Below are 24,830 nucleotides of genomic sequence, written 5' to 3'. Positions count from 1 at the left end.
TTGCCGTTTTTCTCTAAACCCTAAACCCCGAGTACAGGGTTCAATTTGCACACACCCGTATTACAACGCCCCGCCATCCACTAAGCTAAATAACCGCGTAACACTTACTCTGCAGTGTTTTCAACCACAAATGCATTAGGTTAATGCTGTCATTGGTGGGTGTCCTCTATATTGCTTTTGCTCATTTACACATAACGCCCGTGTATGCGGACGGAGTTGAAACGCGAAGTATTGGAACTTAGTTCCGACATAAGGCGCTTGCTAGAAAACACTTTAAATGACTTGACCCATTTGAAAAATAGGTAAGTACATAGCCACATAAAACAGAACGAAGCACAATATAGCGAGGTAAAAATTGTATTTAATTACTCTGAGACCTCTCTGAACGTACTGTTTTGAGAATAAATTTACAATTAAAAATGATGCCGGCGCAACGCTAGCCAGTGAAATCCAGAGGAATACTCCACTAAAACTCACAAAAAAATATGTGATTGCAGGAAGTTTAGTATTAAACGAATGGAACGTGATAGCGAATTGAGGGGCAAGATAATAAATGGCCCTATAGAGAATAGAGGTAATAACTACCATTAGAATTAATATAGCCTTTCGTTTAAATGGGACATTACCATTTTTTAAAATGCTTTTCCCTTCACTATTCATTTATGATTTTCTTCCTAATTGCTTTCTAACGAATGATATGGACCCACCCCTCTTAACAGCCAGCCCTGTGCTGGCGTAGAGTCTCGGTGCTGTCATAACCGCCGAGCTGGGGGAATAGGGTCGCGTCTTGACTTTTGCCCTTACAATTTAAATTATTCGCCTCTCCGGTAAAACACCCGCATTCCCAAGCCCACCCACGAGGCTAAGTGACGGTGCAACACCTACTCTGCCGTGTCTTCAACCACAAGCGCATCCAGTTCATTGTGAATAGCATGATGTACGAACATCAACTTATTGCGCACCGATTGGGTTAACACAAAGGGGTAGGCATCGGGCAAGCCCATGCTGCGGTTGAGCGAATTCAACATGATGGAGAAACTCACCCAGGCGTCAATAATACTGTGAAAGGATGTTTGGAAAATAAAGTTCTCTTGGTGCTGTGGCAAATTCAAACCACTGACCTCACTACCGCAGTGCGCCGTTTCGTTTTCTGTGAGCGTCATACCGTAATTCTTAGCCGTTTCGAGCGTATCAATAATGTGCATGTAGTGCGCCCAGGTTTCAGCCCAATCTTCCCAGGGGTGCATGCTGGCGTACTCGCTAATAAATTGTTCAGACCAGTCTTTAGGCGCACCATTTTTGTAATGCTTGTCCAATGCATCTTTGTAGCTGAGTTCGTGGTCACCGAAGTATTGCTTGCAGAGTTCGTTTTTTTCGGGATCATTTGCGATGAGTTGATCAAAATAATAGTGACCTAACTCATGGCGAAAATGCCCTAACAGAGTTCGGTAACGTTCGCCCATCGCCAAGCGTGTGACGGAGCGCGCTACATCATCGGCCTCTGAAAGATTCACGGTAATATGTCCACAATTGTGGCCCGTCATCACTGCAGGCTGGTCTTTTATTTTGGTGGCAAAATGATCTTTTACATCGCGGTCAGTGGTGAAGCTAAAACTTAACCCTGTTTCTGGATCCTGATCTAAATTTTTCAGCGGCAAAGGCAATGCGTTGAGGGTGTAGAGCGCGCGTCTTTTCGCGACTTCCACCTTTTTCCACAGCGGCAAATGGCCTTTTACGTTCAGATCGGGAATCACATCATTAAACCGGCACGCAAAACATAAAACATCATTTTCCACCTTCCCCGTGGATTTTTCAGACTTGATAGGTTCGGCAGAAGCAGCCTCATTCACATTAACTTCCACCATGCCGTTACACGCGTTGTGCAACTCATAGTTATGGCACTTTTTGTAGTATTTAAGCGGGTGCTCGGCCTGAGTGAAATGGCCTGTCGCGCTATCCACATCAAAAGTTTGCAGCAACTTAAAATCATCAATAAAACCTGTAACACGTTCACAGGCGAGACAACTAATATTTTCAAAGAATAAGGCGGGTTGCCCAGTACAAGTGCATTTAAAGGTTTTCATAGGCGTTCAAGTATCTAATTAAAAGGTGAGCCAGCAGCAAAGCGTTGCGATATAACTCAGCAGCTTAGCACGCCCGCTTAAGGTGCATTGTATTTTGATTACAAAGCCTAAATAACAGCTAAGCTCGATCTATAATGCCCTTGGGTAGCTAATTGGTGCATTGTCGTTAAATTAGGCATACGTTCAAAAGCCACCAAAAGCCAGAGCAAAGCGCCCAGCTCACTACAAAGCCTTCGCCAACCAACAACTCTTTAAATACCAAAAAACCTGTAAATCTTTACTTATTTTGTCTAAAAAACCGCCTGCTATTGCCTTGTGTTCCAATCTTGCAAAGTTTACCCTCAGACAACTTGCACACAAGTATGCAAAGGCAAGGTTGTATATTTTGGGTGCGGCTTAACCCCCCCCCCCAAAAAAATATAGCCGATAAAAAAATGACAATAAAAATCACAACACGAAGACTGGGAACATGAAACAAAAAATAATCACCGCACTAATGCGGCAAGGCGCTATTTTCTTGCTCTCCAGCGCAGTCTTGGGCTGCGGCAGTTCCGGCAGTAAACCTAATGCGAGTAGCCTGCCTGCAAGCTCTGTCAGCAGCACTGTTTCAGGTACTGTTATATCAAGCCAAACATCAAGCTCCGCGAGCAGCGGTGCAGGGCCTGCGTTAATTCTCGCGGTGAATGTAGGAGCTTATGCAGCGGCAAGTTATAAAGGTATTGAATACGAAAAGGATCGCCTCTCAACCGGCGGTGCACCCAATTCAACCAACAACGCAATTACCGGCGACCCTGAAGGCTCGCTATTTAAGACTGAGCGTTACGGATCCTATAGCTACCAAATTCCCGTCACGCAAGGCAGTTACGATGTTGAATTACACTTTGTAGAAATGTTTCAAACCAGTGTAGGCAAACGTTCCTTTGGTGTTTTAGTGGAAGATAAAACCCTATTTAATGCGCTCGATTTATTTGCCACTGCAGGACACAACAATGCCTACTCCCGCACCCTAAATGACGTTAAGGTCACCGACGGCTCTCTCACCATTACACTAGAATCTCTAATCGATAACGGCACCCTGAGCGGCTTTGCGATTTATTCCCGCGATGGAAAATTTATCCCACCCACTGTGGTTGAACCCGGCCCCGTAACACCGGGCGAGCCGGGCATCGCCAGCGCCGAAAATAAGGGCGCAGATTGCCCTGTACCCACGCTCGCGGATGCCAGTAAATTGCCCGCCAACACTAAACTGCCAGATCCCTTCACGACCGCAGCAGGTACGCGTATTACCACCAAAGATCAGTGGCGCTGCTTGCGGCAGGAAACCAACCTTGCATTACAACACTATGAAACAGGCACCAAACCCCCTAAGCCCGCGACTGTTGCCGGAAGCGTAACCACTCAAGCCATTACGGTAAATGTGGAGCATCAAGGCAAACAAATCAGTTTCAGCGCAACCGTCACCCTCCCCACGGCAGGCACAGCGCCCTACCCCGCGATCATCGGTGTAGGCGGCTCAAACCTCAATAACGCTTACCTCGCCAGTCAAGGCATTGCGGTGATTAATTTCAATAACAACCAGATGGGTGCGCAAGCCGGTGGCAATTCGCGCGGCACTGGGTTGTTCTTTGACCTCTATGGCCGCGATGCCTCTGCTAGTTCTATCACAGCATGGGCATGGGGTATTAGTCGTTTAATTGATGTGATCGATGCGGATAAGAATCTACTCATAGATGCAACCCGGCTCGGCGTTACCGGCTGCTCACGCAACGGCAAAGGCGCGCTGCTCGCAGGTGCAATGGATGAGCGAATTGCGCTGACGATTCCACAAGAATCTGGCGCAGGTGGTGCGGTAAGCTGGCGCGTCGCGCAGGTGTTGTCCGACAGCGGAATAGAAACACAAACCCTCGGTAGCGCTGCTGGCGAACAACCCTGGTTTCGCGCATCCTTCGGCCAAACCTTTGGCGGCCCAGTCAATGTTACCCACCTTCCGTTTGATCACCATCAATTATTGGGCATGGTAGCGCCGCGCGGCTTGCTGGTACTCGATAACGATATTGGCTGGCTCGGCCCACTGCCTGCGTTTATCGCCACTTCCGCAGCCAAAGAAATTTACCGCGCACTCGGCGTGCCGCAAAATATCGCCTATTCAGAAAATGGCAATCACGGCCACTGCCAATTCCCCGAGCATCAGCTCGATGTATTGAGTGCATTTGTGCAGCGCTTCTTACTCGGCAAGCAGGGTAATACCGAGGTGATGCGTTCGACCAAAGGTATGGCCAACGATGTGGAAAAATGGATAGATTGGAGCGCGCCTGTTTTGCAGTGATGAATTGCCACCAGTCAGGTTCGCTTGTCAGTGGCAAAATATTTAAATTTATAGGGCGCTAAAATAGAGAAGTCGCTATAGTACCCGCGAATAAGAGTATTAATTACTTACGAAGCAATGAAGGAATATCAATCACGCACCATGAATCAATCTCAACAACTTTTTGGCGCGCCTGCCGAACGCCCACGCAATAAAGTCCGGCCATTTATGCTGCCGTGGATTCAAGCGTTTATTCAACAGTCTCCCTTTATGGTGATGGCAACCAGCAATACGACAGGCCAGTGCGATGCTTCACCCAAAGGTGGCAAGCCGGGCTTTGTAAAAGTGCTAGATGACCGTCATTTGCTCATTCCCGATATAGCCGGTAATAAACTTTTCCAAAGCTATGAAAATATAGAGAGCAATCCGCAATTAGGATTGGTATTTTTTATACCCGCGATAGATGCTACGGCACGCGTGAATGGACGCGTGAAAGTGCTGCGCCAGGGTGACGATGAGTTTGAACGCTTAAGCCTTGACGTGTTTGATCAGGATGAAAAGGCGATTCTGCTCCAAGCTATTCTGCTCGAAGTAGAAGAATCATATAGCCACTGCCCGCGCGCCTTGAAATTTTCACAGCTATGGAATGAACAGACAATTGCGCAAAACCGACTAAATCCGCCCGTAGAAAAATGGGTAGCGGGGACTTAATTTGCCGGAGATTGGTGCATGCTCGGCATATTGGCATCGCGGCTGTATGAATAACTAGGCGCTTTCATCACTCCAATTGTCCTCAATGTGGGATAGATCAGCCCCCTCACACTAAGAACAAAAGTCGTCATACCCAACATCATTGCCAGCAAACTTAATGTAAAGATATATCGACACAACTCACTTGACATAACTGCAAGCCGAATACAGTTCGTCTTTAAAACGCCAATCGCCGCCTGAGTCGATACGCTCAGCATATCTCTACAGAAGCTATGCATATCGTAGTGGGCACAACCCATAAGCCCACCAAGCGAATACCATGCTACGAAGCCAGATAAAATGCTAAGGAGAAAATAGAATACTTGCCGCCTTGTAATCTTCAATTCTTGCCGCCTGCATTCCCTAAATATAATTTATTGCAACATCACTCAAGCAATAGGAAGATTCCAAACTCCTATTGCTTATCTTGCAGCCTTACCGCTCTGCTCTAACGCCCATTGATATAAAAAGTTCTTTTTCAAACCCGTCAACTTCGCGCCCATGGCCGCAGCCTGTTTGATCGGCAAGTCTTCCAACAAAATATGCATGACGCGAACTTGCTCTAGGGTTATGTCACCCACTTCTTGCGCGGCAGCGCCGTGTACTAACAGCACAATTTCACCGCGCTGTTGATTGCTATCGCCTTCAACCCACTCAGCAAGCTTGGCAACTTCATCGCCTTTTATGGTTTCAAAGGTTTTGCTTAGCTCGCGCGCCATGACTACTTCACGCTCAGGGCCAAATACCTTGGCCATATCCTGCAAGGTTTCGAGTATACGGTGAGGTGCCTCATAAAAAATGAGGGTGCGGGGGTCATTGGCGAGGCTTTGCAATTGGGTGCAGCGCGCGGTTTCTTTTGCGGGCAAAAAACCTTCAAAGGCGAAGCGATCTGACGGCAGGCCTGCGGCACTTAACGCGGCGATCAGAGCGCAGGCACCTGGGATGGGGATGACCTGCACGCCGGCCTGACGCGCACTGCGCACAAGGCGATAACCTGGGTCGGATACCAGTGGCGTACCCGCATCCGATATGAGTGCGATGGATTCACCTGCTTGCAAGCGCGCAATTAATTGCGCGGTGCGCTGCTCATCGCTGTGATCGTGATAGGCTACACAGGGTGTTTTGATGTCGAAGTGCGATAATAGACGCGCCGAGTGACGGGTATCTTCCGCTGCTATGAGCGCAACTGTTTGTAGTGTTTCTACCGCACGCGGTACCATATCGCCCAAATTGCCAATGGGCGTCGCCACGACATAGAGAATGCCGGGTGTTGTTCCTGAATGTGTCATACCGCTTTCCAAGAAATTTGAACGGAGCATGCGCTCCATAAACATGAAACGCGGCTAATTTATAAACTAATTTTCTGTGTGATGATTGAGGTTTTTATGTTTTACCGGCACCTTTTGCGCGGCTCATTATACCCTTCTTTTGTGGGCACAAACCTCCTGCGCTTAGCCCTCGCGGCGGCACTGAGTGTAACGCTAAGCAGTTGCGGCACCGCACCGACTAAAACCGAGCAAGCTCAGGCCAGCCAAAAGGCGCCGAGTATTAGCGCGGTGAAACTATTGAAAATGGCGGCGCAAGCGACGTCTCCCGAGCGCGAAAGCCTTGTACTCCAAGCGGCACAAGCCTATTTAGATACCGGTAAACTAAGCCGAGCGCGTTCGCTCTTAGGCACTATGGATGCGGATTATCTGCCCGACCATGCCTTTATCAAGCACACCGACCTACTCAGTACCATCGCCCTTAAGGATGAAGCTAACTTTTTAGCCTACAGCCTACTCACTAAGCCGCGCCTAGATGGCCTATGGCAACAAATGGAACCCGCCACGGAAATCAGCTTGCGCGAAAAGCGCGCGCGAGTATTTTCATTGCTGGGTGAAGCCGAGCGCGGCGTTAACGAACGCATCAACCTCTCTAGTTTGATCACGCAGGAAAAGCTCGACAACACCAATCAAGCAGCGCTCTGGCAAGATCTTATGAGCCTTCCGGTCAGCAAGCTCGAAACGCTCGCCGAAGAGCAACCCACCGACACAGCACGCGGCTGGTATAGCCTGGCGGCTCTGGCAAAAAACAACCAGAGCGATTTGGAGCATCAACAAAATCAATTGCAAGACTGGATGTACCGCTGGCCGCAACACCCTGCCCACGACAATCTGCCGAGTGACCTGCGCCTGTTGCAAAGCCTGATTGCCAAGCAGCCCAGAAAAATCGCGCTTTTACTCCCTATGGAGGGCAAGCTCGCCGAAGCGGGAGAGGCGGTGCGCGATGGTTTCTTCTCAGCTTATTACCAAGCCATGAAAAAGGGCCGCAACCTGCCCGAAGTGCGCCAATACGACAGCAGTGAAGACACCCTAAATGCATACAACCAAGCGGTTGCCGATGGTGCCGATTTAATTATTGGCCCCCTAGACAAAGAAAAAGTATCTGAACTGAGCTTATTACCCTCACTACCCGTGCCCTTACTCAGCCTAAATTATGCCGATTCCCCGCCTCCCAAACCCCTTAAGGGCTTCTACCAATTTGGCTTAGCTGTTGAAGATGAAGCGCGCCAAGTCGCCCGCCAAGGCTACCTTGAAGGCCATCGCCAAGCGATGATCATTATTCCCAACCAAGAGTGGAGCCAGCGCAGCGCGCGTGCCTTTAGTGAAGAATGGGAGCATTTAGGTGGCACCGTGGTGGCACTCAAAGAATTTAAGCCCAACACCAACTATTCAAGCTTGATCAAAGAAGCCATGCTGATTGAGCCCAGTTTGCAGCGCTCGCGTGAATTACAGGACTTTTTAGGTATCAAACTGGAAACGTCACCTCATAGACGCGCCGATGTGGACATGATTTTTTTAATCGCCAACCCCGCGCAAGCGCGCCAGATCAAACCCACCTTTGCCTTCCACTATGCGGGCAATATTCCCGTGTACGCGACCAGCCAAATTTATTCAGGCGAACCCAACGCCACCGCCGACCGCGACCTAAATGGCATTCGCTTTAACGGCATGCCCTGGATATTTGAAAGCAACCCAGAAAAAGAGGCGATTGCGCAATATACAAAATCCGCCGCTGTCTACGGCCGCCTGCACGCCCTGGGTGCCGATGCTTTCCGCCTTTACGCCCGCTTACCGCAACTAGCACAGGTGCCACAAATGCGTATTTACGGCGCAACGGGTTCACTCAAGATGCAGGCAGATGGACGTATAGAACGCGAACAAACCTGGGCGCGCTTTCGCAATGGCCTCGCCCAAGCACTGCCCACGGTTATTAATCAAAGCGACTTAGATCAATAAGGTTTAATTTACGCTAGGAGTGCAGACAAGATCATGTGGTTTAAACACAGCAAGGACGTTAACACCCCCACTAGGGGCGCAAGGGCAGAGGCACTTGCCGAGCAATATTTAACGTCCCAAGGCTTAGTCGCGCGCGCAAAAAACTATCGCTGTAAAGCCGGTGAAATTGATTTAATAATGTCTGAAGGCATGACCTTGGTATTTGTAGAAGTGCGCTTACGCAGCAATAGCCACTTCAGCTCCGCTGCCGAGTCAGTGAATTATCACAAGCAGCAAAAAATTATTAAGACGGCGCAGCAATTTTTATTGGATATGAATTTGATCGACAAGGTCGCCTGCCGCTTTGATGTGATTGCACTGGATCACTTAGCGAGTCAAGCCGGTGACGCCAAGCCCGACTGGATTAAGAACGCTTTCGGTGCTTAAGGACTTCATATTTAACAGGGCGCACAGCGCTTATTGAATACCTATAACTTGTCACACATATCATTTCTAATACGTTTTACCGTCTATAAATAGAAGCCATTGTTAGGCTCTCGCGCCTATTAATAGCAACAAATAGTAGCAACAAATAATAGCAACAAATAATAGCAACAAATATATAGCTGTCTGAACAAATCGACAGCAATCATTTACTGATATCACCTACTGACATCATTACAGGAATCACTTATGGACCAGCGGGTCATCACCCTGTTTCACGAAAGCATTGAAGCTAAAATGCACGTAGGCGAACAACTCGCACCACTCATTGCCAGTGCCAGCCAAATGATTGTGCAAGCACTCCTAAATGAAAAAAAAGTATTGAGCTGCGGCAATGGCATTAGCGCAGCGCAAGCGCAAATTTTTACCGCTAGCCTTATGACCCGCTTTGAACAAGAGCGCCCCAGTCTGCCCGCGCTCACATTAGGCACCGACTTCGCCACTCAAACCGCCATTGCCAGCGAAACCAGTTTTAGTGACATCTTCGCCAAGCAAATTCGCACCCTCGGCCAAGCAGGCGATGTACTGCTATTGCTCACCAGCAGTGGCAAAGCCAGTAACCTACTGCAAGCTATTAGCGCGGCACACGACAAAGAAATGCACGTTATTGCCTTCACCGCTGGCGATGGTGGCGACATTTCCGCACTGCTTGACACTCATGACCTTGAACTCCGCATTCCCTTAAGAGTCAAACCTCGCATTCACGAAGTGCATTTGTTAAGTTTATTTTGCATTTGCGATCTTATCGATCAACAACTCTTTGGAGGTTACTGTTAATGCACCGTGTTCTCACGCGCGCAGGTTTTAGCTGCTGGTTAGTGTTACTCATCTGCAGCCTGCAGCTACTTGGCTGCGCACAAATTATTAACGTCACCACCAGTGAACCGATTCAACTCAGCCCCTATAAACGTTCACTCGGCACTAAAATTGACGACATACAACTCGCCACGGTTGCACGCGTCAACCTAAAAAAGGCCAGCGATGAACTCGCTGAGGCGCGCATTAATATCGATTGCTTTAATGGCTATCTATTGTTAACCGGACAAGTGCCCAGTGTAGAACTGCGCGAACTGGCTACTACCACGCTGAGCACCATTCATGGTTTGCGTGAATTGCACAATCACTTGAGCGTCGCCCCCGACGTTAAAATAACCACCCTCAGCTACGACACTTGGCTCACCACCAAATTAAAAACCAAACTTATGGTCAACCGCCAAATTGACTCAGGCAGAATTCGCATAGTCACCGAGGCGAAAACGGTTTTTCTTATGGGGCTGGTATCACGCTATCAAGCTGAGCGCATCACGGAGATTGCGAGCACCACACGCGGCGTGGGTGCCGTGGTTAAGGTATTCGAATATGTAGATTAACAAGCCCTAGGATAAGGGCTCTGACATTTCCAATGATTGCTGCTAGTATTCCTTACTTCATCTTTCATCCTTAAAGGAATTGCGACTATGATTTCTACGATTGTGTTGCTCGTCATCATTGCCCTTGTAGTGCTCTATGTCATCGGTATTTACAACCAACTCGTCACCCTGCGCAATCGCTACCAAAATGCGTTTGCACAAATCGAAGTTCAACTAAAACGTCGCTATGACTTGATTCCCAATTTAGTCGAAACCGCAAAAGGCTATATCAAACACGAGCGCGAAACCCTTGAAGCGGTTATTAGTGCGCGCAACCAAGCCATGAATGGTTTGCAAACAGCAGCAGCGAACCCCGGTAACGCAGCGGCCATGAGTCAACTCGGCGGCGCCGAAGGTGCACTGACCAGTGCATTGGGCCGGTTAAATGTGGTGATGGAAGCCTACCCCGATTTAAAAGCATCGCAAAATATGCTGCAGGTTTCAGAAGAGCTTACCAGTACTGAAAATAAAGTCGCCTTCGCACGCCAGGCGTTCAACGATGGTGTCACCGCATACAACACCTACAAACAAAGCTTCCCGCCAGTATTTTTTGCCGCAAGTTTTGGCCACTCAAAAGACGCGAGCCTGCTCGAGTTTGCTGACAGCGCCGCCATTCAAGCAGCACCTAAAGTTCAGTTCTAATCTCTTCGCCTTGCACCAGCAACTACCTTGCTGGTGCAAGGCCTTTGCGCCGCGTCAGGATGCTCTATGAATTTTTTTGAACAACAGGATCAAGCTAAGCGCAACACCACACGCTTAATTTTACTGCTGGTGCTAGCAGTGTGTTCGCTCATTGCCATTACCACTCTGTTGTTTGCATTCTTCTTTTATTACCTACGCGAAAATTCTACTGGCCAACTCTACGAGCAAAATACTAGCGGGCTCTGGGCGGGGCTGCTGCAATCAGTGCCGCTTGAAACACTCGGTTGGGTTTCACTGGCAATCTGCACAGTCGTTCTTCTGGGCAGCGGCTATAAATATTTACAGCTGCAATCAGGCGGGCGGGCTGTCGCTCAAGCCATGGGAGGGCATTTACTTTTAGGCAATACCCAAGATGCCGACGAGCGCAAAATTCTCAATGTGGTAGAAGAAATGGCCATAGCCTCGGGCACCAGTGTGCCGTCGGTGTATGTGATTGAAGATCAAGCCATCAATGCCTTTGCCGCAGGCTTCACGCCACAAAATGCGGTTATAGGTATCACCCGCGGCTGCATCCAGCTACTCAACCGCGATGAACTACAGGGCGTAATCGCCCACGAATTCAGCCATATCTTTCACGGCGACATGCGCATTAATATGCGCTTAGTCGCCATATTGCACGGCATATTACTCCTGGGACTTATCGGAGAGTTTTTACTCTATTCGAATAGCCGGCGCGGCATGATTAGCAGCAATAAAAAAAATTCTCAGGGGGCCATTATGGGTTTTGGCCTTGGTTTAATCGTCGTTGGCTATGCGGGCACTTTCTTCGGCAATCTCATTAAATCCGCCGTCAGCCGTCAACGTGAATTTCTTGCTGACGCCTCAGCGGTGCAATTTACCCGCAACCCTGCGGGCATTAGCGGCGCCTTACAAAAAATTGGCGCTCACAGCCAAGGCTCAAAGCTATCGAATAACCATGCGGCAGAGTTTAGCCACATGTATTTCGGCCAAGGTATTTCTAGCGTCTTTCAACTCATGGCAACTCATCCACCACTGGCGACGCGCATTAAGCGCATTGATCCGCGCTGGGATGGTAGTTTTCCGGAAATTAAAATTGATAGCTATATAAAGGAAGAAGGATTATCGGCCGACACGAATGCAGCACAACAAAAAGCCAAGCAGGATGCAGCACTTGCCATAACAACCGCTGCAACCGTTTTAGCTGGCTCAGTAGGAAATTACTCAGCACAAACCACGCCTTATCAAAATGCTACTGCATTAGCATCTGAAAATATTACTGAGGATCAACTGGTCGACTCAGTGGCGACTCCCACACACGCGCACTTGGAATACGCGCGCGCGCGCTTGGAAGAAATTACACCTGAGTTAAAACTTGCGGCTCAACAACCACTTAAAGCGCGCGCTTTGGCATGGGGGCTATTGCTCGACCGCTCCACCGAGGCACAAACACATCAACTAAAACTACTCGAACAAAAATTGGGCTCTATGGAATTTGAGGCATCCACAGAAATTATGACCGCAGCAGCCAATGCAGCTGACAAATTGCGCCTACCGCTAATAGAGCTAGCCATTCCCTCACTCAAAACCTTAGCACCTGCGGTACTGACACAATTTTTACAATGTGTACAACTGCTGATTCGCGCGGATGACAAAATTAGCCTAAGCGAATGGGCCATTTACAGTATTTTGCTGCACAACACCACCAAGCCGGAGCGCCACTCCCGCCACAAAAAATTACACAGCCTGCAAAGTGAGAGCCATCTATTAGTGTCATTACTTGCACAAGCCGGTGCGGACAACAGCGCAGCAGCAACTCAAGCATTCGCACAAGCGCAAAGCATTCTTCAGTTTGAAAATACCAAAATACTGGCTAAGCGCGACATTAGTTTGGTACAGCTCGATAAAGCACTCATACAGCTCAACCAATTGGCGCCCTTACAAAAACCAAAATTACTTAAAGCCCTAGGGACGTGCGTGATAGCCGATGGCAAAATCACACTGGCAGAAGCGGAATTGTTGCGCGCTATTGCCGACTGTCTTGATTGCCCTATGCCGCCACTGCTAACAGCTAACAGCTAACGACACAGCGACAAGATCATAAAAACTTCACAGTGAAAATACTCGGGTAACCCGCTATAATAGCGCGCGCCTAATCCCGCCGATGTAATCTGTGCCAGTCCCAAAGGACTAGCTAAACAGATTAATAGACCACTCAAGCTTCAGATACAGCTTAATTTATTCGTTCACTAACCTAGATTGAGGTACTCGCTTTGCAACTGAATAACGCTTCAGCAGATCAATTGCGCCAATGGGAAAGCCAACTGGCCGCCGAATATCAAACTATTCTTGCCAAAAAACTCAATCTGGATGTGACCCGTGGCAAGCCTTCCGCCGAACAGCTAAACCTGTCCGATAAATTAGACGGCCTGCTGCAGGGAAACTACATCGCCGCCGATGGCACCGACACGCGCAACTATGGCGGCCTGGATGGTTTACCCGAAGCCAAACAACTGGGTGCCAATATTATGAGCGTGCCCGCAGCCAATGTATTGGTTGGCGGCAACAGCAGTTTAACGCTGATGTTTCAAGTCATGCTCGCCGCTTATCAATTCGGTTTGAAAGATGCAGCAAGCGCATGGAAAAATGAAGGCGAAGTGAAATTCCTTTGCCCCGTTCCCGGCTACGACCGCCACTACACCGTATGCGAACAACTCGGCATTAAAATGGTGACTGTTCCCATGACGGCGACCGGCCCAGACATGGATGCCGTTGAAGCCATGGTAAAAGCCGACACATCCATTAAAGGTATGTGGTGCGTTCCCAAGTATTCCAACCCTACCGGTGTGGTATACAGCAATGAAACGGTTGAACGTATTGCGCAGCTCGGAAAAATTGCCGGCGCTAACTTCCGCGTCTTCTGGGATAACGCCTATTCGGTACATGACTTAATTGCCAACCCACCGGTATTGGCCAGCATTCTTGAAGCGACCCAGCGTCACGGCACTGAAGATTCAGTGGTGCAATTTGCATCTACATCAAAAATTACCCACGCTGGTTCAGGCGTTGCCTTTATAGCCGCAAGCGCCGCCAACTTGGCAGGTATTAAAAAATTCTTAAATGCCTGCACAATCGGCCCAGATAAAGTGAATCAAATTCGTCACACACGCTTCCTGCCTGATCAAGCAGCACTTATGAGCCACATGGCAAAACATGCAGAGCTATTGAACCCACGCTTTGAGGCCGTATTGTCTGCACTGAGCAAAGCCTTTGATGGAACGGATCTGGGTGCTTGGGAAAAACCTGTAGGCGGCTACTTTGTCTCTTTCGACACCCGTGCCAATTGCGCAAAAGAAACTGTGCGTTTAGCTGCTGAAGCAGGCGTAAAATTAACACCTGCTGGCGCAACTTATCCCTACGGCAAAGATCCTGAAGATCGCAATATTCGCATTGCGCCTTCGGTCCCAACCGTACCTGAAGTGGTTGGTGCCATGGAAGTATTTGTTGTTTGCGTTAAATTAGCATCTGTTAGACAACAATTAGCAAATATTGGTTAATTGCATTAATTGCTATAAACACCATAAAAAATGCCGCTAACGTAGCGGCATTTTTTATGGTCGATCAACAAATAGAAAAATCTCTCATACCCAAGCATTCTAATAATGTAAGCGTCTAACCAACCACACCTAGATTTACTTGCCAAGGCATCAAATCTTCAAGTCCATCATCTGTATTGCGCTTAGGGATTTCTGTCAGCAAATGCTCAACATACTTTACCGGATTCAGACCATTTGCCTTAGCCGTTTCGATAATCGAATATAAAATCGCGCTGGCTCTCGCACCGCTGGCGGTGTTGCTAAACAGCCAGTTTTTGCGGCCGATCACAAAGGGTTTTACGGCGCGCTCCGCGCGATTATTGTCGATGCACAGTTGTCCGTGTTGTGTGTAGGTAGTGAGCTTTCTCCATTGTCGCAGCGTGTATGCGACCGCATGACCTAATGTGGATTTAGGGGGCGTCTGTTCCACTGATTTATCGAGCCATGCTTTAAATTCAGTGAGCAGCGGTACAGCATGCAACTGCCGCAGGGTATATTTTTCTTCCGGTGTTTTGTCGTTCAGTAGCGCTTCCACACGGTAGAGTTTCTGAATGTGCGCCACTGCCCAATCAGCACGGCCTACTTTGCCCTTTGGTTGTACTTTTTGCGCATCGGTAAATTTCCGGCGTGCATGAGCCATACAACCAGCCAGTGTTGCTTGAGTGCTTTCGTAAGCCGCATAACCATCAACCTGTAAATAGCCTTTATAGCCGCTTAGAAATTCTTTCGGGCAAGCAGCTGCGCGACTGGGTTGATAGTCGTAAATCACAATGTTGTTCGCGGAGCTGTTCGGATCAGGAGAATCTCTGCCGCTACAGTAGACCCACATGTAATTTTTTTTGTCATCCTGAAGCACTGTCACTGGCGTTTCATCTGCATGGATGGCGGTTTGTGTTAGCAGCGTTATTGTTAATCGCTGCAATAGCCTTTCAAGAACATCCGCACTACGCATTATCCAGTTGGACAGGGTGTTGCGATTGAGGTCGATATTCAGTTGCTTAAAAATAATTTCCTGGCGATACAGCGGCAGTGCCAATTGGTATTTATTGCCGATAATGTGTGCCAGCAAGCTGGGCGTGGCCATACTTTTGGGAATGGGGCTGGCTGGCACAGGGGCGATCACAATCGGCGTATTCGTATGGTTCTTTTCGCACTGACGACAGGCGTATTTCAGGCGCAGGGTTTCAATGACTTTTAAACTGGCGGGAATGTATTCTAGTTGTTCACTTTTTTCTTCGCCGATTTTGTGTAAGTCGCCATTACAGCAAGGGCACATTTTTTCTGTATCAGCGATATCAATTATGCGTGTTTCACGCGGCAAATCGGCGGGCAATGGTTTACGGCCGGTTTTCTTTTTAGTTGAAGTGGCGGCAGATGTGATATCCGCCGCTGTAGCGTCTGTTGTTATCTCTGCGTCACTGTCTGCACGGATTTCGTCTACTATTACTTCCGCTTCGTTAAATAACCAATCAAGTTGATCTGGGGATTTTTCTGAAGACGTGCCAAATTGGCGGCTTTGCGCCAGCTTGAATTGCTCACGCAGAAAACGAATTTCTTGCTCCAATATTTTATTTCGCTCTTTAAGCGAATCAATTTCGACAAGTAATTTATGAGAGTTTGGCATGGCCGTATTTTACTACGACCACCGAGGTTACATCAAAATAATTAACTGGCTTGCTGAAAAAATACCGGTTGATGCCCAATCACATCATAACCGCCTAGCAGCCACTGTAATTGTTGTTCACTCAAGGTAAGTGTTGCAGTTTGAATTTGTGTTGGCCACTTAAAGCGGGATTTTTCCAAACGTTTGTACCAGAGTACAAAGCCTGTAGCATCCCAATAAAGAATTTTCAGTTTATCGCGCGAGCGATTACAAAATACATACAGCGCAGGCTCAAATGCCGAGCGCTCCAACGCTTGCTCTATCACTACGACGAGGCCATTGATGGATTTGCGAAAATCGATAGCATCCTTGTACAGAAAAATAGCAGGCGGATCAACAAAGCAGCGCATTATGCAAGCGCCTTAATAACGTCCGCTAACCATTGCGCCGATACTCCCGTGGGCATACGCAGCTGTGTGGCACCGATGTGAAGCTGAATACTTTGGTTTTCGAGGGGTTTTGTCGTTATCGCAACAAAGCGATTTTCTGCGGGTTGCGTCGCCAATTGCTTTTTGCGTGTACTGAAATATTTATTATCAATCTCGCGCTCTGCGCAAAATGCCTTCGCGGTTTGTCCTGAGGCGGCTTGCTCCTTAATCAGTGCTCGCCATTGCTCTTGTGTTAATCTGGCCATCATCATTCCTCTGTTGAAAAAGGATTAGGCTAATGATTGGTGGCCAAAATGGGAATGTGTGCTTTATTGGACGCTTACCTAATAATCACAAAGCTATTCCAAAACTCTCGGTTTGTTACGTCAAATTCAACCTATACTCAGTAAGTGATGGTCATCTCGACACCACAAAACCCTCTTTGATTGGATTCAATTATTACATACAGGTAGTGTTTAACCCCTTTCTCTGCGCACTGCGCAACTGGAGACTTTTTATGGGCGTTGCTGCAACTGTAGAACGATATTTAAAAGCGAAACAAATCCAATTCACCTTACTGGAGCACGAATACTGCGAAGGCACCTACAACACCGCCAAAGTCGCGAAAATAGATGATCACTGCCTTGCTAAAGGCGTACTACTACGCGATGAAGATTTCCACTACGTCCTCTGCCTACTCCCCACTCGCAATAAAATTCTACGGCGCACGCTCAACGAAATATTTGACCGTCACATGGAATTAGTTGCCGAAGAAGAACTAGCCGAAATCTTTCAAGACTGTGCCACAGGCGCTATTCCCGCCCTAGGCGAGGCCTATGGCCTAGATATCATTTGGGATGATGCGCTATCAGGGGCCGAATCTGTTTATATTGAAGCAGGCGATCATCGTCATCTTATCTGTCTTAACCAACCTGACTTTGCACAATTGATGCAAAATAAACTTCACGAACATTTTAGCGCGGAGCGAACCCGCCAAAGCCGTTTACCTCGTAAATACCAACGACAAGAGTACGAACTCTAGACCTTGAGTTATGCCCACCCTCGCACTTACAGGCCTTAGATTCACAATCAGTAATTACAATCAGTAACTAAGGCCCATAAAAAAAGCCGCCAAGACATCAATCAAGGCGGCTTTTAAATACGCATACTACCTATTTATCGCTAGGAATCATCACCACATTAGGTGCAGCAGCCTGGCGTGCGGCATCAGCCACAGCAACGTAAGTACCGGTATTAGCCTTCACACTTGCTTGGATAATAACAGCTGCCTTAGGCAATTCAGCACGTTGACGCTCAATATTTGAACGAATAGCGCGAGCATCCACACGGCGCTCACCCTCTTTCTCCATAACCCAAATTTGATTATCAGCAGAAATACGCACCAAAATATTCTGTGGGGCTTCATCTGGTGGAGGATTCTTGTTGGGTTCAGGTACGTTAGGGTTGATACCTATCTCTTTTACAAATGATGCCGTAACAATAAAGAAGATCAACATGATAAACACAACGTCCAACATGGGCGTCAAATCGATCTCGTTGCCATCATCAGCACTATAGCCTTTTTTTCTGCGACTCACCCTGGGCACTCCTCTATGTTATATAACGTTCTGATAAGGGTAGTATAAAGCAGGCGATTCTAACAGTTTTGCGCGCCGAAAGACCAATGCTTTATTGGTATCATTTTAGCGATTTTATACCCCCAAACAAACTCACCCACAGAAAACAGCTCACTTATTAACCCACATAGAACAATTTAAGGTATGGGATATAACTCACTATTCCGCTTTTACGCCGAATTCATACCCCACCAAAGGCCATGCAGATACCACCATAAACGCTTTTCATGACCAAACATATCAACCACGCGCCCATATCAGGTCATAGATTCTGGCATCTCGACATTCCCAACATCGACAGAGCTACTAGGGCGACAATTTTTCTTGCTTGCAAGGTCGCATATACTGTCACTTAGTTTTTTGCATCCAATCTTAGTACGCCCTCTTACCCACAAAAGAAGCCACTCAATTAAAAAGATCCAATTGCACAAATGCCCTATCCTCACGTAAATCTACAAAGCGAACACCAACACCAAGGAGTCGCACAGGCAAATTAACCCGTTTAAATGCTTCAGCACATAATTCCTGTAAATCTTCCACCACCACATCGGACGCACTCCGCTCTATAGTGGTGGATGTAAAATTAGTGAACTTCATTTTAACAAACAGCTTTATTACACTGTAACCCTCTTCAAGTCGATGCAAGCGCGCGCTTAATTCTTTAGCCAACTCTGGTAGCCGCAACACACATTCAGCCACACCCGGAAGATCCTGCGGAAAAGTATGTTCGACACTCAAGGATTTTCGCCTGCGCCCAGCAACTACTTCGCGGTCATCCACACCTCGACTCAGCTCAAATAATCGCTTACCCATTTGCCCAAAACGCTGACTCAACTCAAATATGGAAAATTTTTGTAAGTCAGCGCACGTCTCCACCCCCAATTCACTCAGGCGCGCACTCAACGCTTGGCCGACGCCATAAATTTTTTTAACTGGCAACCGCGCCACAAATTCAGAAACATGACTTGGGGTTACTACGCACAACCCGTCCGGCTTATTCCAATCGCTCGCTATTTTGGCGATAAACTTATTCGGAGCTACACCCGCAGAAACACTTATTCCCACTTCACGCCGAATACGTGTACGAATTTCTTTTGCGATGAGTGTGGCGCTCCCCTGAAATACACAGGCATCACTCACATCCAAAAAAGCTTCATCAAGTGAAAGCGGCTCCACCAAATCTGTGAATTCATAAAAAATATGGCGCATTCTCAAAGATGCATCGCGATAAGCATCCATTCGATGCGGTAAAAGAATCAAGCCTGGGCACAACCGCTGTGCCGTTATCGCTGGCATAGCCGAGCGCACACCAAAACGACGAGCTTCATAGTTACACGTAGAAATAACCCCGCGCGCTGTAGCGCTGCCACCAACGGCAATTGGGCGCCCTCGCAGAGAAGTATCATCTCGCATCTCTACTGCAGCAAAGAAACAATCTGCATCACAATGAATTATTTTTCTCATAAACACACCAGCTGTATATGCAGACAGTATATCTACTTTGCAGACCATCTCAACCAAAGCCCCCAACTTTTGAAAAGAAACTGCCATGCAAAGCAAGCAACAACCAGAAAATGACAAAGTAAGCGAACAATAAAATCAATCAATCGCTAGGCGGTGCGTTTTTGCTGCTAACAATCTCACTTTGGATCAGCGCTTATTTGTTAGCCCTTAGTGATTACTAGAAATAGAGTGCAATACATTCATTACCTATAACCATTGCATATCCATCATAAAACGATGGAAAACCACAATTGTCCAATCTGTTATGTGTTGTACCATCCGCTTATTGAGTGACATATTCCCCAATGATAATCACCCATAAATACCTCTCGCTCACGAAGGCAGCCTCATCACGACCTAAAGATTAAAAATTGAAAAGCATTTCCCCTCCACCTAAATGACACTGCCACAAAAACTACCTGCACTTAGCGATCCTGACTCTAGCTATAACCACCCACTTAAAATCATTTACTTTGATTATCAAATTACTCATTATCGGCCACCACCTTCCCCTTTTAATAATTCATAAACTCATTATTTCAATCAACCAAAACTTAAAATGACAATTTTTTAAGGGCGCCAATAAAATGCGAATGCAGGATGTTTTTCTAGAAAAATTGTGTAAAAGACAATTTTCGATAGTTTTTTGTTAAAAACAACAAAAAAAACAGGTTTTTATTAAGTATTTGACGCAAAAAACTTGAATTTTTTTCATAAAGTTTTAACGTATACATGTTGGACTTTTAATCCATTTTTATACCTTTCAAAAATCATAAAGGAAGCACACCATGGCTGCACGTAAACAAACCTCAGTTAATCCTGTTGCAAGCTTGGAACAGCAATTGGCTCAACTTAAAACTCAACTGGCAAAAGCACGCGTAGCTCAATCTGCAGAAGCGGCTAAAGTAATCGCTGGCCTAGCTAAAGATGCGGCTAAAGCTGGCGCAACATTAAAAGCGGCACAAAGCAAATTAGCTGCAGCTGCCAAAAAGAAAACCCCAGCTGCAGCTAAACAAACTGCTGCTGCTAAAGTAGTTGTAGCAAGCGCTAAAAAAGTAGCTGACGCTGCAAAAGCAGCTGTTGCTTCCGCCAAAAAAGAAGCTGCAGCAGTTAAAGCAGCTAACAAACTTGCCGCGGCACACGACAAAGCCGTTGCAAAAGCAGAAGCTGCTGTCGCTAAGCGCCTGAAGGCTGCCGCCAAGAAAACTGCAGCAAAAGCTAAAGTCGCAGAGAAAAAAGCAGCACTCCGCGCTAAGCTAGCAGCCAAGAAGGCATCTTTGAGAGCTAAGCTTGCAGCCAAAAAAGCAGCTACCCGCGCTAAATTGGCAGCAAAAAAAGCAGCACTGAAAAAAAGAGCAACAGAGAAGAAGGCCGCAGCTAAAGCAAAAGTAGCCGCTAAAAAAGCAACTTTGAAAGCAAAAGCAGCCGCTAAAAAAACCGCTGTAGCAGCCAAGAAAGCAACCGCTAAAAAACCTGCCGCAGTTAAAAAGGCTCCAGTAGCCAAAAAAGCCCCTGCAAAAAAAGCAGCAGCCAAACCTGCCGCTAAAAAAGTAGCGCGCAAGCCAGCAGCTAAGAAGCCTGCCGGTACTGCAGCAACTAAACGTGGTCGCAAACCTAAGGCTCCAGCAGCAGTTACTGCCGTTTAACCCTTTCGCACCACCGACAATAAAAAAGAGGCGCCCAAAGGCGCCTCTTTTTTATTGTCGGTGGTTAACACTCTGTTCAATTTGGCCTTTAAACTCAAGCCCTCTATCCACCATTCAGGCATTAACTCTAAAAATAGCTAAAGTAAAATACACCTTAACGCCTTGCCATAAAATAAGCCTGTAATACTCATCTGCGAAGAACGAACCAATAACTGCATCAATTCAAAGAAATGAACATACCTTACGCCGCATGATCACACCGACCCGATTCCTGTAGGAGCCACCTCCGTCGACAACACACCAAACTCTTTATTCCACTCCAATAGAAGTAACGCAAGGGCTTGAGCTTGCTCATAAAGCGAAGACAGCTCACCAAAGGTATCCTTCGGGCCAGCATAAAGACGTACTTGCCGATGCTTACTCGCCAATTCATGATTCAAGTGTTGCGAGCGATAAACCTCTAACTTCCAACGCAAGTTATGAACCATATTTCGATAATAAATTAGCTTGGTTTGAAGGGAGATAGGGCTAACAGAGTTTAGCTGCCCGAATACAGTAAAATCTAACGATAGTACCAACGACTCCCGCGCGCTAGCATCAGCCGTAACGGTGGCTGTACGAGCTTGCCCTACCAACTGGGCAATATCACCAAAAACCTCACCTGGCGTTACATAGTTAACCAAATCACCTTTTGACGGATGATCAACATAAACAGCCAAGCGACCTTTTAATAAAAAAAACAGCCAATTGCCGCTATCCCCCTTTTGCAAAACAACTTCATCGGGCTTATAAGCGATAATTTTAGAAGCGTTGAGCAATAATTCCAGCTGCCGAAGATCTTGCTGCTTAACTGTTTTAAAAAAAGGGATACCCGCTAATAGGTGCTCCAGTGTATCTCGAGGGATTTTATGCAGCGATTTTGTTTCCATAGTCTACCCATAGGGATATTGTGTATAGAATTTAACAACTGAACTCGATAGAGTATGGCTTAAGCCCGCTAATACGATGCTAATTATTAAATTTATTATGGTCTATCCAATTAATTGTACTATGTTAGCAGATTTGAGCGATGCTATAAGCAATAGGTTCAATGGCTATTCAATGTCACACGTTCTATATTATATTCTGTACCATATTCAACGATAACTCTAAACCATATCACAGGGCGACTATTGCCTTGTACAGATGAGAGCAGCTTATATATGCAGGTTTACACTAATACCAAACGTCTTTTAGGGCTCGTTTTTTTTCTATGCTCTTTCCACGTGACGGCAGCCACTATGCTAAATGGCATAGGCATACACAAAGAGTTAGGCCAGGAATTATTCATGGGAGCACTCTATTCAGACTCTTTAAGTAATGATGCCAATACCCTAATGAGCTCTAAATTACCCATGCGCATGGAAATCAAAGTGCTGGCACACGATGGTATCGCGACTCGACGCTTTAGTCGCATGTGGATTGAAAGTATGGCTATTAACAGTAAAGCCGACTTTCTTACTGCCCAAGCCGACAATATGGTTACATTCGACAGCTTCTTCAAAGGACGAATTTTACCAAACGATCATATTGTCTTTACATCAAATCCAGGAAATGGCGTTGACGTATCTATCAACGGGGTAACCTTAGGCAATATTAAAGACAATCAATTTTTTACGATGCTCCTTTCGACGTGGATTGGCAGGGTTCCTTTAGCTGCAGACTTTAAAGATGATTTACTTAAAATGGGCGATGTAAATGCTAATTTACGCGCTCGTTACGAGCAGTTGCAAGCCAGTAGTTCACGCACCAAAGAAATCAATAACTGGGCATCTAAAACTGTTATTGCAGAAGAGACCAAAACACCACCTAAAAAAGAAGCTGAAAAAGTAGCTGCCATAAAAAATGAGCGCGAAGCCATAGCCAAAACCACTATCAAACCTGAATTGCCAGACCTTGCGCTCAATACACCTAAGATTGAAAGACCGAGCTTAGATGTCCCTAGACTGACCAACACGACAAAAGAAGCAGTTCCGCAGGCAAGCAGTACACCTATAGCTCAGCAACCTATACCGACAGCTAAGATTGCGCCATCTACGCCAGTTATTGCACATGAAGATGATGAAGACGACGAAGCGGGCCCTGCTCTTACGACTCAAAGCCTTCTCGCACGTCAATTTTATGTTTCTGATGCCCTGAAAAAGGTAACCGCAAAAATTAAATATCCGCAACGTGCACAAAGTCGAGGACAGGAAGGCAGTGTACGTATTGGCGTAGTGATTGATAGACAAGGTAATGTGCTGAGCACCAGCAGAGTGGAAGAAAGTAAGTATGAGGCTTTAACTAAAGAAGCTGAAAATGCAGTGAAACGCGCTGAGCCATTCCCTCCACTTCCTGCCGCGATTGCAGGAACAAAGTTTCAATTTACTATTCCGGTGAGATTCAACCTTTCATCAAGATAAGCATTACCTGTGCCCTAGGTTAATGACCTTGGGCACAGTATCATTTTTACTTTAGTGTACTAAGACGCTGCTCCACCACAGATTTTATCCCACTACGATCTAACACTGAATGATCCGTGAGCCGGTCCAGCAAGACCGCATGTAAATGCAAGCAAGGTGTACTCGCATTAAGCTCGCGCAAATCCCCCTTCATCAAAACCGGTAGAAAAGGCTTATTGGCTGGGCGCTGCTGTCGCACTATAGTAAGCCCCATTTGTAAGGGCACTGTTCTATATTTCACAGTACCGCTACGAAATGGAATACGCAGAAATAAGCAGGCTTTGTCTTTAAATATGCCGGGAATGATTTCCATACCGGTGGGAACAACTGCATTGGTGCTAATACCATTATAGGTGTCATGAGGCATATAGGGATTAGGAAGTATGACCAGCTTGCGTGCTTCTTCTTTTGGAAAAAATATATTGTAATTGGTATAGAGCTGATCGACCGAGCCGGAGTAGACACAAAGCTTATTCTCAAAGCCTAATACAAAATCTACCGCACGCTGTCGCTGATTAAAGGCATCCAGATCCCATATCAAATCCTTATTGTCTGATGCTGAAGTCACTGTAGCCCCTAGTTTTTATAAAAAGTGAAATAACCTATGCTGAGTATAGCCAGCCGCTGGGATTCAATCATCCAGTTTTTCAAGATCACCTAAGAGCGCTCGAATAGCCTCCAAACCCTTTTCCGTAAATAAGTAACCAGAGTTCGAGTGCCCGAGATACTCACAATCATCAAGGGCGATGCAGGCTTGTCGAATTTCTTCTAGATCCAATCTATGGCGAAATGAAGAGCCGAGAAAAATAGCCCAATCATTTTCACTGGCTTGCCCCACCAAGACATTCTGCAATAACTGACTGACTTCCGCCTTGGCAGGCATGTAATGGGGGGTACGCACCCATAACAATACCCCTAGCACGCCCACAAACATCAATAATGTAAATACAAAAACCAACAACACA

At 46.8% G+C, this 24,830-nt stretch carries 22 protein-coding genes; 12 read left to right on the top strand and 10 right to left on the bottom strand.

Annotated features, from left to right (window positions below; all coding sequences use genetic code 11):
* Window positions 1-881: 881 nt before the first annotated feature.
* The gene (locus tag AC0KUT_RS05690; RefSeq protein WP_488834218.1) at window positions 882-2,084 is read right to left on the bottom strand and encodes a zinc-binding metallopeptidase family protein; all 1,203 of its coding nucleotides are present in this window, start codon (window positions 2,082-2,084) and stop codon (window positions 882-884) included.
* 469 nt (window positions 2,085-2,553) lie between these two features.
* Between AC0KUT_RS05690 and AC0KUT_RS05685 the strand changes: the two genes are divergently transcribed.
* Both AC0KUT_RS05685 and AC0KUT_RS05680 read left to right on the top strand, forming a co-directional pair.
* Window positions 2,554-4,410: a glucuronyl esterase domain-containing protein gene (locus AC0KUT_RS05685; RefSeq protein ID WP_488834217.1), complete on the top strand. Its 1,857-nt coding sequence runs from the start codon at window positions 2,554-2,556 to the stop codon at window positions 4,408-4,410.
* A 141-nt stretch (window positions 4,411-4,551) separates the two neighbouring features.
* A complete protein-coding gene (locus AC0KUT_RS05680) occupies window positions 4,552-5,100 on the top strand; it encodes a pyridoxamine 5'-phosphate oxidase family protein (protein ID WP_488834216.1) in 549 nt (182 codons plus the stop codon).
* A gap of 461 nt (window positions 5,101-5,561) precedes the next feature.
* Here AC0KUT_RS05680 and rsmI read toward each other — a convergent pair whose 3' ends face one another.
* Window positions 5,562-6,428: a 16S rRNA (cytidine(1402)-2'-O)-methyltransferase gene (gene rsmI, locus AC0KUT_RS05675; protein WP_488834214.1), complete on the bottom strand. Its 867-nt coding sequence runs from the start codon at window positions 6,426-6,428 to the stop codon at window positions 5,562-5,564.
* 114 nt (window positions 6,429-6,542) lie between these two features.
* Between rsmI and AC0KUT_RS05670 the strand changes: the two genes are divergently transcribed.
* The 7 genes from AC0KUT_RS05670 (at window position 6,543) to AC0KUT_RS05640 (ending at window position 14,529) form a co-directional block, all read left to right on the top strand.
* The gene (locus tag AC0KUT_RS05670; protein ID WP_488834212.1) at window positions 6,543-8,420 is read left to right on the top strand and encodes a penicillin-binding protein activator; all 1,878 of its coding nucleotides are present in this window, start codon (window positions 6,543-6,545) and stop codon (window positions 8,418-8,420) included.
* A gap of 33 nt (window positions 8,421-8,453) precedes the next feature.
* The gene (locus AC0KUT_RS05665; RefSeq protein WP_488834210.1) at window positions 8,454-8,846 is read left to right on the top strand and encodes a YraN family protein; all 393 of its coding nucleotides are present in this window, start codon (window positions 8,454-8,456) and stop codon (window positions 8,844-8,846) included.
* A 246-nt stretch (window positions 8,847-9,092) separates the two neighbouring features.
* Window positions 9,093-9,680: an SIS domain-containing protein gene (locus tag AC0KUT_RS05660; RefSeq protein WP_488834208.1), complete on the top strand. Its 588-nt coding sequence runs from the start codon at window positions 9,093-9,095 to the stop codon at window positions 9,678-9,680.
* Window positions 9,680-10,273 carry a BON domain-containing protein gene (locus AC0KUT_RS05655; RefSeq protein ID WP_488834206.1) on the top strand — a complete coding sequence of 198 codons (594 nt, stop codon included), beginning with the start codon at window positions 9,680-9,682 and terminating at the stop codon, window positions 10,271-10,273. The genes AC0KUT_RS05660 and AC0KUT_RS05655 overlap by 1 nt, the downstream gene beginning before the upstream one ends.
* Window positions 10,274-10,360: 87 nt before the next feature.
* Window positions 10,361-10,954, top strand: a complete 594-nt coding sequence (locus tag AC0KUT_RS05650; RefSeq protein ID WP_488834204.1) for a LemA family protein — start codon at window positions 10,361-10,363, stop codon at window positions 10,952-10,954.
* A 66-nt stretch (window positions 10,955-11,020) separates the two neighbouring features.
* Window positions 11,021-13,054 (top strand): M48 family metallopeptidase, encoded by a 2,034-nt coding sequence (locus tag AC0KUT_RS05645; protein WP_488834203.1) that lies wholly within the window; start codon window positions 11,021-11,023, stop codon window positions 13,052-13,054.
* Window positions 13,055-13,245: 191 nt separating this feature from the next.
* Window positions 13,246-14,529: an aspartate aminotransferase type Ic gene (locus tag AC0KUT_RS05640; RefSeq protein WP_488834202.1), complete on the top strand. Its 1,284-nt coding sequence runs from the start codon at window positions 13,246-13,248 to the stop codon at window positions 14,527-14,529.
* A 115-nt stretch (window positions 14,530-14,644) separates the two neighbouring features.
* On the opposite strand, the gene tnpC is transcribed toward AC0KUT_RS05640, so the two are convergent.
* The 3 genes from tnpC to tnpA are packed head-to-tail and all read right to left on the bottom strand — an operon-like array spanning window position 14,645 to window position 16,871.
* A complete protein-coding gene (gene tnpC, locus AC0KUT_RS05635) occupies window positions 14,645-16,192 on the bottom strand; it encodes an IS66 family transposase (RefSeq protein ID WP_488829883.1) in 1,548 nt (515 codons plus the stop codon).
* 41 nt (window positions 16,193-16,233) lie between these two features.
* Window positions 16,234-16,581 (bottom strand): IS66 family insertion sequence element accessory protein TnpB, encoded by a 348-nt coding sequence (gene tnpB, locus AC0KUT_RS05630; protein ID WP_488829882.1) that lies wholly within the window; start codon window positions 16,579-16,581, stop codon window positions 16,234-16,236.
* Complete coding sequence (gene tnpA / locus AC0KUT_RS05625; RefSeq protein WP_488829881.1) at window positions 16,581-16,871, bottom strand: IS66 family insertion sequence element accessory protein TnpA; 291 nt, start codon at window positions 16,869-16,871, stop codon at window positions 16,581-16,583. The genes tnpB and tnpA overlap by 1 nt, the downstream gene beginning before the upstream one ends.
* Window positions 16,872-16,897: 26 nt before the next feature.
* On the opposite strand from tnpA, the gene AC0KUT_RS05620 reads away from it, so the two are divergent.
* Window positions 16,898-17,641: an aminoacyl-tRNA deacylase gene (locus AC0KUT_RS05620; RefSeq protein WP_488834201.1), complete on the top strand. Its 744-nt coding sequence runs from the start codon at window positions 16,898-16,900 to the stop codon at window positions 17,639-17,641.
* Between the two features lie 130 nt (window positions 17,642-17,771).
* On the opposite strand, the gene AC0KUT_RS05615 is transcribed toward AC0KUT_RS05620, so the two are convergent.
* Together AC0KUT_RS05615 and dinB are read right to left on the bottom strand one after the other, a co-directional pair.
* On the bottom strand, window positions 17,772-18,197 hold the full coding sequence (locus AC0KUT_RS05615) for an ExbD/TolR family protein (protein ID WP_488834200.1): 426 nt from the start codon (window positions 18,195-18,197) through the stop codon (window positions 17,772-17,774).
* 444 nt (window positions 18,198-18,641) lie between these two features.
* The gene (dinB, locus tag AC0KUT_RS05610; RefSeq protein ID WP_488834199.1) at window positions 18,642-19,700 is read right to left on the bottom strand and encodes a DNA polymerase IV; all 1,059 of its coding nucleotides are present in this window, start codon (window positions 19,698-19,700) and stop codon (window positions 18,642-18,644) included.
* Between the two features lie 827 nt (window positions 19,701-20,527).
* On the opposite strand from dinB, the gene AC0KUT_RS05605 reads away from it, so the two are divergent.
* Complete coding sequence (locus AC0KUT_RS05605; RefSeq protein ID WP_488834197.1) at window positions 20,528-21,385, top strand: hypothetical protein; 858 nt, start codon at window positions 20,528-20,530, stop codon at window positions 21,383-21,385.
* 254 nt (window positions 21,386-21,639) lie between these two features.
* Here AC0KUT_RS05605 and AC0KUT_RS05600 read toward each other — a convergent pair whose 3' ends face one another.
* The gene (locus tag AC0KUT_RS05600; RefSeq protein WP_488834194.1) at window positions 21,640-22,314 is read right to left on the bottom strand and encodes a cyclic nucleotide-binding domain-containing protein; all 675 of its coding nucleotides are present in this window, start codon (window positions 22,312-22,314) and stop codon (window positions 21,640-21,642) included.
* 399 nt (window positions 22,315-22,713) lie between these two features.
* Between AC0KUT_RS05600 and AC0KUT_RS05595 the strand changes: the two genes are divergently transcribed.
* Window positions 22,714-23,826, top strand: coding sequence for a TonB family protein (locus AC0KUT_RS05595; protein ID WP_488834192.1), 1,113 nt, complete (start codon window positions 22,714-22,716; stop codon window positions 23,824-23,826).
* A 46-nt stretch (window positions 23,827-23,872) separates the two neighbouring features.
* Here the strand turns inward: AC0KUT_RS05595 and AC0KUT_RS05590 are convergent, their stop codons facing one another.
* Both AC0KUT_RS05590 and AC0KUT_RS05585 read right to left on the bottom strand, forming a co-directional pair.
* A complete protein-coding gene (locus AC0KUT_RS05590; protein WP_488834190.1) occupies window positions 23,873-24,433 on the bottom strand; it encodes a hypothetical protein in 561 nt (186 codons plus the stop codon).
* Window positions 24,434-24,496: 63 nt separating this feature from the next.
* Window positions 24,497-24,829, bottom strand: coding sequence for a hypothetical protein (locus AC0KUT_RS05585; protein WP_488834189.1), 333 nt, complete (start codon window positions 24,827-24,829; stop codon window positions 24,497-24,499).
* Between the last annotated feature and the right edge of the window lies 1 nt (window position 24,830).

This window comes from Cellvibrio sp. 25HG11W-0, assembly GCF_057815475.1.
The sequence above is the reverse complement of the archived record's forward strand: the minus strand, read 5'-3'. Positions and strand labels throughout refer to the sequence as shown.